At 60.9% G+C, this 11,981-nt stretch carries 7 protein-coding genes; all 7 read right to left on the minus strand.

Annotation, left to right across the window (positions count from 1 at the left end; all coding sequences use genetic code 11):
• Nucleotides 1–62 precede the first annotated feature (62 nt).
• Nucleotides 63–1,040: a 2-hydroxyacid dehydrogenase gene (locus tag ACUZ9Q_RS08690; protein WP_449247699.1), complete on the minus strand. Its 978-nt coding sequence runs from the start codon at nt 1,038–1,040 to the stop codon at nt 63–65.
• Between the two features lie 212 nt (nt 1,041–1,252).
• Nucleotides 1,253–3,865 (minus strand): PEP/pyruvate-binding domain-containing protein, encoded by a 2,613-nt coding sequence (locus tag ACUZ9Q_RS08695; protein WP_449247700.1) that lies wholly within the window; start codon nt 3,863–3,865, stop codon nt 1,253–1,255.
• A 1-nt stretch (nt 3,866) separates the two neighbouring features.
• Nucleotides 3,867–4,244, minus strand: coding sequence for a response regulator (locus tag ACUZ9Q_RS08700; RefSeq protein ID WP_192112020.1), 378 nt, complete (start codon nt 4,242–4,244; stop codon nt 3,867–3,869).
• A gap of 50 nt (nt 4,245–4,294) precedes the next feature.
• Nucleotides 4,295–5,998: a sensor histidine kinase gene (locus ACUZ9Q_RS08705; protein WP_192112021.1), complete on the minus strand. Its 1,704-nt coding sequence runs from the start codon at nt 5,996–5,998 to the stop codon at nt 4,295–4,297.
• Nucleotides 5,998–8,640, minus strand: coding sequence for a PEP/pyruvate-binding domain-containing protein (locus ACUZ9Q_RS08710; protein ID WP_449247701.1), 2,643 nt, complete (start codon nt 8,638–8,640; stop codon nt 5,998–6,000). The genes ACUZ9Q_RS08705 and ACUZ9Q_RS08710 overlap by 1 nt, the downstream gene beginning before the upstream one ends.
• Nucleotides 8,641–8,806: 166 nt before the next feature.
• Nucleotides 8,807–10,324 (minus strand): FliI/YscN family ATPase, encoded by a 1,518-nt coding sequence (locus tag ACUZ9Q_RS08715; RefSeq protein WP_215648891.1) that lies wholly within the window; start codon nt 10,322–10,324, stop codon nt 8,807–8,809.
• A 6-nt stretch (nt 10,325–10,330) separates the two neighbouring features.
• Nucleotides 10,331–11,944: a FliH/SctL family protein gene (locus ACUZ9Q_RS08720; protein ID WP_449247702.1), complete on the minus strand. Its 1,614-nt coding sequence runs from the start codon at nt 11,942–11,944 to the stop codon at nt 10,331–10,333.
• Nucleotides 11,945–11,981 lie beyond the last annotated feature (37 nt).

Below are 11,981 nucleotides of genomic sequence, written 5' to 3' on the forward strand. Positions count from 1 at the left end.
GCTTGCCCGCGCCGATAATCCCGAGGTTGTAGCCGCCCTCCCTCAACAAATTTCAAAATAAATCAGTTTGACACTTGCCGTGCTTCGGGGTTGAGGCAGTTGGTGGGCAGTTTGCCGTCCAGGGCTGCAAAAATCTTTTCCGCACTGCTGCGCCCCATGTTTCTGAATCCGTCCATGGTCGCCGCACCCTTGTGCGGGGTCATCAGCACGTTGGGCAGATCGCAGAGAGCAGGAAGCACCAGCGGTTCGTTTTCAAACACGTCCAGCCCGGCCCCGGCTATCACGCCGTTTTTCAAGGCGCTGGCAAGAGCGGCCTCGTCCACAACCTTGCCACGCGCTGTATTGATAAGGATGGCATGGGGCTGCATGAGTTCAAGCTCCCTGCTGCCGATATATTTTTCCGTTTCCGGCGTCAGCGGCATGTGCAGGCTGACAAAGTCGGACAGCCGCAGCAGATCATCCTTGCTGACGTAGCGCGCGCCCGTACTGGCCTCAAAATTCTCGTTACGGTGACGCGCGGTGTAGAGCAACGACATGCCAAAGCCTGCGGCCCGGGCTGCCACGGCTTGCGCAATACGCCCGCTGCCCACGAGGCCCAGTGTTTTGCCAGAAACGCGCAAGCCCAGGTTGACCGTCATGGGCCAGGGCCTTTCTCCGCTACGCACAAAGGTGTCGCAAGCGCGCAGTTTACGCGCCACGCCGAGCATGAGCGCAAAGGCCATATCCGCTGTGTCATCGGTGACAAAGCCGGGATTGTGCGTCACCCATATGCCGTTGCGGGTGGCAGCGGCAATATCCACATGATCAAAGCCGACGCCAAAGCAGGAAATGATCTTGCAGGTCGGGGCCATGGCATCAATAACATCCGAGGGCAAGGCCACCACCGGCGAAAGAACGCCGTCGCAGCCGCGTACCGCTTCAACCAGTTTTTCGTGCGGCAAACCGCCGCCGGGGCCCATCTCCACATCACAGCGGGTTTGCAGCAATTCAAGCGCCTCCGGCACCACCGTGCGCGGAACAAAAATTCTTGGTCTGATCATGAACTCTACTCCAGCATACGAAAAACTTAGGACAAACAGAGGCACAACCCGCCGGATAGTCCAGCGCAGTCGCCTGTTTTTGTAGTAAACAGCTAGGAATGTAATGGCAAGGAAGATGAAGGGGCGGGCGCGGGCCGCACTCGGCGCAAAGGCATAGCCAGCGTACAGGTTTCTCTGGAAGGCAGCACCTTGAACGTATGCTGAAAAAAACTCTAATTGCCCGCCGGTAAAGGCTTGTCGAGCAGCGAGGCCATGTCGCCGCCCAGCTTTTCCCTGAGGGCTGCGGCGCGCTCCTGCTCCAGCATGATCATGTCCACCTGCCGGGTGTGGATGAGCAGGTAGCCGAGCATGCGGGTTTTTTGCAGAATGTCGGCAGCGGGGAAGTTTTCCGCCACGGCAAAGAGCGAATCGTCCTTCACATCAGCGCGGAAGCCATGCGCCTCCAGAAGGTCGGCCACCATGCGGGCGCGCAGGCGGCGGCGCTGACGGTCAGCGGCACCGCCCTTGAACTGGAAGCTCACAAAATTTTCGTGATTATTTGCGCCAGCCAGACTTTCCACCGTACAAAAGTGATAGCCGTAGCGGGCCTGCAGAATCATGTAATTATCAGAAATGATAAAAAAGTTTTTGTTGGACATGGCATTGGGCGCAGTGCTTTCCAGATCCGGATTCATGGTGCTTTCAAGCATCACGCTCATGAAGCCCGAGGCGCTAGCCGCTGGCGGCCCGGCCCAGGGCACGGCCACCATGCCGTCCCACAGCGCCAGCATGGGCGTGCTGGCAATATCGGCGATATCCACCACCGCGCCGCCCACATGCCGCCTGAAACCGCCGCCCATATCCACAATCCAGTACTGAAGCTTGACCCCGGCCTTGAGCTGCTTGCCCATGCGCTGGTTGACGTCTGAGCCTTCCTCAAACATGAGCTGCACGGATTTTTCGTGGCAAAAACGGGTGATGTCGTGCAGGGTCTGGCAATGCTCCGGCGCAAATTCCGGCGATTCCGGATCCAGCAGATGCAGGGGCACCATCAGGGTCGCCAGGGCCTCAAGCCGCTGATGCACCGGGCTGCCTTCCATGAGATTGGGCGGCTCCGTCACCTGTGCGGCAAGCTCGGGATTCAGCCCCGCGAATACGGCGCAGCGCACGGCATCCAGCGTGGCGTCCCCGGCGTTGTCCAGCAGGCTACAGGCGTTGGGCAGACTGAACACGGCTGGCAGGCGGTATTCGCGCGCCACAGAGGCCAGATGGCCCGCCATGCCGCCCGTCTCGCTGACCATGCCGGATGCGCGGGAAAGCAGAGGTGCCCAGCGCGGCAAGGCCCGTTCGACTACCAGAATGCCGCCCTTGGGGAAGGAAAGCATGTCTGCTTCCTTGCGGGCCACAAACACAGGCCCCATGCCCACGCCGGGGCTTACGGCAACGCCCCCGCAGGCCAGCATGGAAAGGCCTTCGGGCAGATTTTCCGCCAGGATTTTACATTCGCCCGGCCCCACCGCTGCGCCGTCCGCAACTTCGACGCGATTTTCCGTGGCGGCATCCGCCTCGTGCAGGGGGCGGCTTTGCAGCACCACAATGCGCCCGTTGCGGGAATCCAGCGCCCACTCCACATCCTGCGGTTCGGCGTAGTATTCTTCCAGCGCCAGCGCAACCTGGGCAAGGTCTGCGGCCTGCGCATCCGTGAGGCTGGCTGGCACGCCAGCAAGCCCTGCAAGAGTCTTGCTTATGGGCTGCGGCGGATTGGTGCGGGTAAAAATAAAAACATCGGGGGTAACTGCGCCGTCCACCACGGCCTGAGGCAGGCCCGGCACGGCATTGAGCAGCACCTGCTCCTGCCCGCGCGCGGCAGCAACAGGATCCCGGCTGTAGGCCACGCCGCCAGCGGCAGCGGGCACCATGGCAAGCACCCCCACGCACATGGGCGCAGCATCGTCTGGGATGCCGTGTTGATAGCGATAGCTCATGGCTGTCACGGCATACTTGCTGGCGATAATTTCTTTCCAGACTTCGCAGGCTTCTTCCGGCGGCACATTAAGCTCGGAGCGGTACTGCCCGGCAAAGGAGACACCAAGCGAATCTTCGCCCACGGCGCTGCTGCGCAGGGCAAGGGCAAGGCCCGGCCCGGCCCGGCGCTGCATGGCGGCCACGGCCTCGGTAATTTCCTGCTCCAGCTCCGGCGGCAGTGGCGCACTGAGCACGGCCTGTTGCAAGGCCGCAGAAAGGCTGAAAACTTCATCCAGACTGTGCATATCCGTAGCCTGAATGCGGCGGTTCAGTTCGCTGTGCAGGCCGCTGTATTCCATAAAGCGGTAGTAGGCGCTGACCGTCACGGCAAAACCGTCCGGCACGTCCAGCCCCGCGTGGGCCGCCACTTCACCCAGATTGGCCATTTTGCCGCCCACAAGGGTGATGTGATGCAGGCGAATATCGCCAAGCGGCATGATATTGGGGCCGTCCTGATGCGGCTGATCTTCAAGCAGATTCTGCATCTGCTCACGAATGCGGTCAAAGGCCTGCTGCAAAGGCTCATAGCCTTCATCGGAAAGCGCGTTGAGGTCGCGTACCATCTGAAAAACCGCAGTTACGGCGCGAGTGCTCACGGCATGCACGTAATCCATACCAAAGGGCCGCGCTCCGGAGAGGTGCTCCTCCACATCGCTCATGGCCTCAAGGGCTGTCTTGTTGGACGACAGCAAGCGGCGGAAGCGCGCGCAACGCTCCCTCAGGTGGGCCTTGAAAGCCTCCTCACGCGCAAGCTGTTCCGCGTCCGGCTCATCCGAGCCATCGCGCCCCAGCCACTTTCGCAGGCAGTCGAGCAGCGTCATGTCACATAGCGGACCGGGCCGCTTCCTCCATCTTGATAATCAGCTCGCTGATGGCCACGGGCTTGAGCATGTAGTCATACGCGCCAAGATCAAGCCCCTGCACGGCTACGCCCATGCAGGCATGCCCCGTAAGCAGGATAACGGGCAGATTGGGGGCTTTTTCCTTCATGTGGCGGAGGGTTTCCAGACCATCCATGCCGGGCATGCGCACATCCATGACCACAATCTGGAACATCTCGCCCGATTGCAGGGCCTGATCCAGCAGATCAAGGGCCGACTGGCCATCGGGGGCGGTTACAACTTCCATACCTCGCCGGGTAAGGCGTTTTTCCATCAGTTCCAGAAATTCCACTTCGTCGTCCACAAACAATGCGCGCATGGAGGCCTCCTTCATATGGCAGCATGCCCCATTGGGGCCGCCTAGTGGTATTATGCTTCTGCGCTTTCTTCAGGCGCGAGCTGCGGCGGTTCCGCAGGCAGAAAAATATTGAATGTGGTGCCATGCCCAAGTTCGCTCTGCACGTCTATGCGCCCACCGAGTTTTTCAAGAATGGTGTAGCAGATGGCAAGGCCAAGCCCCGTGCCCTCGCCCACCTTCTTGGTGGTAAAGAAGGGGTCGAAAATCTGCCGCAGGGTTTCCTGATCCATGCCCGGCCCGGTGTCCGTAAAGGAAACACGCACCCCGTTGCGCCAGGGCTGCGTGCTGACGGTCAGGGTGCCGTTCTTGCCCATGGCATCAATAGCATTGTCTATCACATTGATGAATATCTGTTCAAGCTGGGCCGGGTCGGACAAAATTACGGGAACATGTGCATCGTACTGCCGCACAATGGCTATATTGCGGTTGGCGGCCTCGGTTTTGAGCATTTCCACGGCCTGATCGGCCAGGGAACTGATAAGAATTTCCGTGCGGCCCGGATTCATGCGCCGCCCAAAGCCCAGCATGCGCTGGGTTATGCCCTTGGCGCGCTTGACGTGCTGCTCGATTTTCTCCGTGCTATCGAAAATTTCTTTGTAATTCTTCATGGTTGACGGGTCTTCATCGTCCAGCAGGTCGCGTATCCAGCCCGCGTTTTCCTGAATGAGCATCAGGGGATTGTTGACCTCGTGCGCCACGCCAGCCGCCATCTTGCCCAGAGCGGCCATCTTGCTTGACTGCAGCATGCGCGCGTCAATGTGGGCCTGCTTTTGATCCGAGGCTTCAAGAGAAGCCACAAGCCGCCGGGTGCACAGCTCCGCACCCATGCAGGTCAGCGCGCCGCCAAGCAGGGTAAAAAAGAGTATCAGCGCCTTGAGCTGCCGCAGAGGCTTGAGGCTGTCGCGCACATCGTCCATGACCACCAGCACCCAGGGCATGGAATCCATCCGCATCAAGGCCACCAGCATTTCTTCCCCGCTGGGAATGACCTTGCGCATTGTCACCACGTTGTTGCGGGTCAGATCCTCCTGCGGCAGGGTAAAGTTACCCATGATCGGGCCATAGAATCGCGAGCCTGTTTGCAACACGCCAGTATTGCTGACGATAAAGGCATCACTGTGCGGCCCTGAGTATATGCGCCGCAGCAGGGCGTCAATGGCGTCCATGTCGATGGTGGCGCGCATGATATAGGTGCGCCCGCCCTCGTGCCGCAGCACAGCAATGATAAAGTGCGGCACATGGCGGTAGCCCATGAATACATCGCTGACGTACACGCCCTTGCGCAGCACTTCCGAGAACCAGGGGGCCTCGGAATAATTGGCGTCCCGCAGGTCAAACGGCCCCACATAGGAAACATGGCGGCCATCCATGCCGATAATGCCCAGATCAACAAACGAACGGCTGTTGCTCTGCATCACACTGAAAATTTCGCTCAGCCGCGCGGGATTGCTGAGATCAGAATACGGGTGGGTGAAGGCCAGGTTTTTGACCTGCGCGATGCGCTCCACCATGAAGGTATCAAGGGCGCGGTGCTTGCTGCTGATGACAGCCTCGATGCCCGCGGTGATTTTTTCGTCATAGATGGCGCTGAGCCTGTCCAGACAAAACATCCCCAGAGCCGCCAGCGGCGTGAGCGCCATGAGCAGCAGCGTTATCAGCAAGCGGCGGTATATGGCCCTGTAGCCTCTGTGTGGGACAGGCACGGTGGACGACATTAACGGGCCTCCTGGGATGGAGAATCAGCAACGCCAGCCAGGGATTCTCCCCTGAAAAGCGCCCGGCAGTGGGCCAGCATTTCCTGGCGGCGGGCCGCAACCTGGCCTGGGTCCTGCATGATCATGTCGAGCTGGCGGGTGTGGATGGTCATATACCCTGCCACAGCCAGCAGGCGTTCGCCTTCTTCCTTGTCCAGATCCTTGAGTGTGGCGCTCACGGCATCATTGCGCACAACGGGCGAAAAGCCGAATTCCCAAAGGATATCGGCAACAAAGCGCACCCGCAGAATACGGCGCTCAATGTCGGCAGCGCCGCCGCGCAACTGAAAATTCAGATAGTTCTCGCTGGTGCGCTCCGAAAGGCGCGCCTCGACCGAAACAAAATGGAAGCCAAAGCGGGAATGCAGACTGCAATAATCGCTGGAGATAAGAAAATAATTTTTTTCTGTGAAATACGCCGTCTGCGCGGCTGGATCCAGATTGGGATTGGCTGTGGCCTCAAAAAGCACAGATAAAAAACCCTTGCCGTCCACAGGCGGCGGCCCCTGCCAGGGGTGGGCGTTCATGCCCTGCCACAAGGCCAGCATAGGCAGCGAGGCAATGTCTTCCACGTCAATGACAGGCCCGTTGGGAGTACGCACAAAGCCATCGCTGAGGTTGACCACCCAGAACTGCTTGACCACCTTGTCCCGCAGTTGCTTGATGCGCTGCGGCGCGTACTTTTTTTCCGAACCAAGGCTGAACATGGCGCTCACGGCCTTTTCGTGGCAATAGCGCACAATGTCGTGATATGTTGCGCAGTTGGCGGCCTTGAAGTCTACGCTGTCCACCTCAAGCGTCAGGGGCAGAATGCGCCGGGAGGCGGTTTGCAAAATCTGGTATACGGGGCTGCCGGGCATGTAGTCCTTGCCTGGAGGTACCTTGGGCAACAGGGAATCCTGCCGGTTTTCGTACACGGTGCACAGGTCTGCGCACAGGGTGATGCGCTGGCCGCTTTCCACCACTTCCGTGGCCCATTTGAGGCCAAAGACGGCGGGCTTGCCGAACTCCCGCGCCAGCGAAGCCAGGCGCGATCCCTGAAAACCGCGCTCCGCCACAATCCCGGCGGCGCGGTCAATGAGCGAACCCCAGATGTAGTTGTCGTCCGGCACCACAAGAATACCGCCTGTAGGGAACCTGCGTGCGTCTTCCCAGCGGCGGGCCACCCAGGCGGGGCCGGATACGCGGCCCGGATTGACCGTAAATCCCCCCTCCAGCAGCAGGGCATCGTCCAGCGCCCTCGCTGGCTCCGGCAAGGCAGGCTCCGGCAAGGCGGGCTCTTCCTCCTGCGGCAAAGACATGGGCCGCGCCATGAGCATAAAAACCTGGCCTTCGGGGTTGCATGCCCAGGTGAGCACCTCTGGCCTTCCGGCGGCTTCTTCCACCGCGAGGGCAAGCTCTGCGGCGCGTATGGCGGTGGCATCGTCCAGCACCGGGCGCTTGGCTTTATAGGGACGGCGGTCTGTCACCGTGTGTGGCGCCGCGCGCGAAACACTTATGGCGTCAACAGGCATGGTGGAATATTCCACCTCCTGCGGCAAACCCGCACAACCGTAGACATGCACATTTTCGCTGTGCGGGGTCAATGGCGCGGATGACTGGGCAATGCCGCCAAAACAGCCCTCATCCACCGCCATGCAGGTGAGGCAGACGCCAGCCCCTCCTTCTGTCAGCCCGCGCGCACGGCGGTACACCAGAGCCTGAGCGCGCTGCTTGCTGGACAGGGTTACGCGCACTGCGCGCAAAATATCATCGTCATGCGCCTGCAACGAAACAGGCGGCCCCCAAAGCACAACGCCGCATCCTTCGCCCTCCCCCGCGGCAGGCGGCCATACGCGCCCGCGCAGCAAGAGCTGCATGGGCTTGATGCAAAGGCCGCGCAAACGCTGCACCTGCTCAAGGATGGCCGAGGCAAGGTCTTCCGGCAGGGGGGTTCCCTCCACCAGCGCGCCCAGCTTTTTGGAAAGCCGCGCCAGATGGTTGGGGGCCAGGCCGCCAGCAGCCTGAATGCAGCGGTTGATCTCGCTTTGCAGATCGCCGCTCTGAAAATAGTGCTGGCACCCAGCAGCCGTGACCACAAATCCCTGCGGCACGGCACCGGGAAAAATAGGACGCAGTTTCTCAAGCCGGGCGGTTGCGGGATCCACCAGCACCCTGCCCTCGCTTTGCAGAGCGGCCAGGCATCCGGCATCGTCCTGGCAAAGGGGTACAACCAGCGGCCCGAGCAGGCAGGCTTCCGGCTCGTACACTTCTTCCGCCACCAGCTTTTGCAGTTCGCCAAAACGGGCGTAGAGGGCCGGGCAAGGCGCAGGGTCAAGCCGCTCAAGCTGCTTGATGCACTGAAAAACCTGGGTAGCCATAGAGGTGCAGAGCGCCCGCACACGGTACAGGCCAAAGGGATGATCGCAGCAAAGGGTGTATTCCAGATCGGTCATGGTTTCCTGAAAGGCGTTCCATGCCGTAAGAAACAGGCGGAAGGAGTGGTGCCGCAAGGCAAAAAAGCGTTGGGCTTCCTCCGCCGCGCTGACGGAAGAAGAGGAAACTGCTTCGTCGCCCCGGCGGGCGCCTCGCGTTAAAAAGCCCAACAGACGGCTCAGGGACATGGCGGCTCCACAAGATAAGGCTGTAAACCTGCGACAACGCGAAAAACCGCGCAGCGCCAACAGTTACACATTGAACCTAGCACAGCACCAAGCCGCCTTCAAGCCGCATGTGACAGAATTCCCATTCTCAAAAAAGCAAATGTGGAAAAGAAGATTATGGATAAAACTACAGCGGTGCAACGCCGTTGGGCTGTTGGGGCACAGGCATTCCGCCCTGCGGATTGCCTTGCGGGTCGCCCTGCTGGCCATCGTCCATATCAGCCAGAGCGCGCATCTGGGCCATGCACTGCTCCACAAACTGGGGTTCGCCCACATCCTGCCGCAAAAAGGCGTTGATGTCCGGCATCTTGGCAATTGCCGCGTCAATCTCCGCATTGGAGCCCTTGGCGTAGGCGCCGATGTTGATCATGTCTTCCACGCGGCGGAAGGTGCTCATGCAGCGGGTGACAACGCGGCCCGCGAGAACATCCTGCCGGTCGCAGATGTCGGAACGCAGGCGGCTGATGGAACGCAGCACGTCAATGGCGGGGAAATGCCCCTGGTCGGCCAGATCGCGGGTGAGCACAATATGCCCGTCAAGGATGGAACGAACTGAGTCGGCGATGGGTTCGTTAAAGTCGTCGCCGTCCACAAGTACGGTATAAATCCCCGTGATGGTTCCCTTGGCGGAACGCCCCGCCCGCTCCAGCAGCTTGGGCAACTGGGCAAAAACCGAAGGCGTATAGCCCTTGGTGGTGGGCGGCTCGCCCACGGCCAGCCCCACTTCGCGGGCAGCCATGGCAAAACGGGTTACGGAGTCCATCATCAGCAGCACGTCCATACCCTTGTCGCGGAAATATTCCGAAACAGCCGTGGCTGCGTAAGCCGCGCGCATGCGCACAAGGGGAGACTGATCTGATGTGGCGATAACCAGCACGGAGCGGGCCATGCCCTCGGGGCCGAGGTCGCGTTCCATAAATTCCACAACTTCGCGCCCGCGTTCGCCAATGAGGGCAATGACGTTGACATCAGCGCGGGTGTAGCGGGCCATCATGCCCATGAGCGTGGATTTGCCCACGCCCGAACCGGCCATGATGCCCACGCGCTGCCCCTTGCCAAGGGTCAGCAGGCTGTTGACCGAGCGCACGCCCACATCAAGAATATCCGTAATGCGCGGGCGTTGCAGGGGGCTTGGCGGATCGGCATAGATGGGCACCAGCTCGGGATTCCAGTGCTTGCGGGCCTCCTCAAGCCAGTGGGGCACAAAGGGGCGCTGTTCTTCCTGCTGGCGAAAAAAGTCTTCTCTGGAGCTTTCCCCCACTGGCAGGGGCGAAACGTAGAGTTCCGCGCTTATGGGCGCACCGGCATCCAGCGGAGTACCAAAGGCGTCGAAGGCGCGACCCAGTAAATCCGGGCCCACCGGGAACACCGGGGGCAGACTTGTGTTGCGGATGCGGCTGCCGGGGCGGATGCCCCGCATATCGCCATAAGGCATGAACAGCAGATTACCCTCGCGAAAGCCCACAACTTCGGCGGCAATGCCGTCATCGCCTTCATCGGGCAGCATGTGGCACACGGCCCCAAGGGGGGCGCGCAAACCGCTGCCCTCGGCCACAAGGCCCACGACCTTGTTGACCTTGCCGAAGAGGCGCACGGGGGTGCTTGTTTTGAGCAGCTTTATGCAGGAATCTGGGTCAAGCTTCATGGCTGGCTATCCCGGCTGGCCGTTGCCCGAGCCGGGCAGAAAGCCCCCGCTGACAAAGACGCTGGAAGAAGATTGCGAGACGTGTTCCTTTTCCTCTTCCGGCAGGGGAAAGAGCTCGTCCTCAAGCTCGGCAAGGCTGGGATTGGCATTGTGTTCCGCTGCCTGAACATGGGCAGGTTCCGGTGTCTGCTCCTGTGCGGGCTGCCCTTCAACACCAGCATCAGGCTGCGCCATCGGAGCCGGGGAGGATTCCGCAGGATGCGCCTCTGCCTGGACTCCGGGTTCTGGCATGGAGTCCTGCATCATTTCGGGCGAGGCATTGGCAAGAGGAACTGCGGCATCAGTTGGCGCAGGCTCCTGCCCTTGCTCAAAAGATTCAACGGCAGCAACCGTGCCAGCAGGCCCGGATGCGGGCAAAATTTCGTCGGGTGTGAGACCAGCGCCAGCCTGCCCGGCAAAGGAGGCCTGCTCTGGCTGCACATCTTGGGCCATATCTGGTGCAGATTCGGGCGCAAATTCCTGCCCGGATTCCGGCCCAGATTCCGGAGAGGCTTCAGCCGCCAGAGTTTCAGCCGGATGTTCTGCCGGATGTTCTGGCAACAGTTCCGGCTGGCCCATCGTATCGACAGGCTCAACGGGCAGTTCAGGCTCGGGCTCCGCAACAGGGGCAGCTTCCGGCACGATTTGCGTCAACCGCTCAGATTCACGGGCAGCCGTGGCGCTCACTTCTTCCCCCGCCCTTTCTTCCTCGGGGCGCGGCGGCAAGGTCAGATGCTCCAGAATGCCGTTGACCATTTCGCGGTAATGTTCGCGCAGATTTTCCACAGAACCGCTGACGCTCTCGGCCACAAGGCCGCCAGCCTCAACAGAAGGATCGCCGTTCACGATCCATTGGCTCAACTCGGGCACACGCTCGCGGGCGGCCCGAAACAGGTCGCTCACAGTGTCCTCGTCATCGGGGTGCACGCGGATGCTCACGGTGGCGCGGTCTTCCAGCAGTTGCAGGGAACTAAAGACCAGGCTTTGCAAAATGCGCTGATGCTCTGCCTGCAAAATCCAGCCGGTTCCGGCCTCTACGGCCACGCGGGCCAGCTCTGCCAGTTCATCCCGCCAGGCTTCGCCAAGGTTGTGACGCTGCGCCTCAAGAGCGCGCAGCATGTTGCCGAGCATCTGCCCCACATCAACGCGGAACTCCTTAAGCTCGGCCCCGGCCTGCTCCATGCCCGCCTGAAAGCCCTCATTATGCGCGTTGCCGCGGATAAACTCGGCTTCTTCGCGCAGGTCGCGGGCCTTGCCGTGCTCTGCCTCGGCCTCGGCCAGTTCTGCCTGGGCCTGCGCCTTCAGCTCTTTCACTTCGCGCGTGAACTGCTCCACACGGGCCTGAGCCTCGACCCCGGCCTCCTCCAGCACCTTTTGCCTTTCGGCATAGGCTGCGCCTAGAATCTCGCGCGCGCGTTCCTCGGCCCTGGCGCGCACCCGGGCAAGATAGTCCTCCTGCTGCAGGTGCTGGGCGCGTTCACGGAGCAAGGGTTCCTGCATGGCGTCAAGCTGCTGAGGTGTTGCCTCGCGCTCGCCCATGAAGATGGTGCCCCATTTTTTGCGCAACTCGTCTGACGCCATGCCGGATTCCGATGGTTACAGATTCTGCGGCGGGCCG

The organism is Desulfovibrio desulfopostgatei (assembly GCF_053570645.1).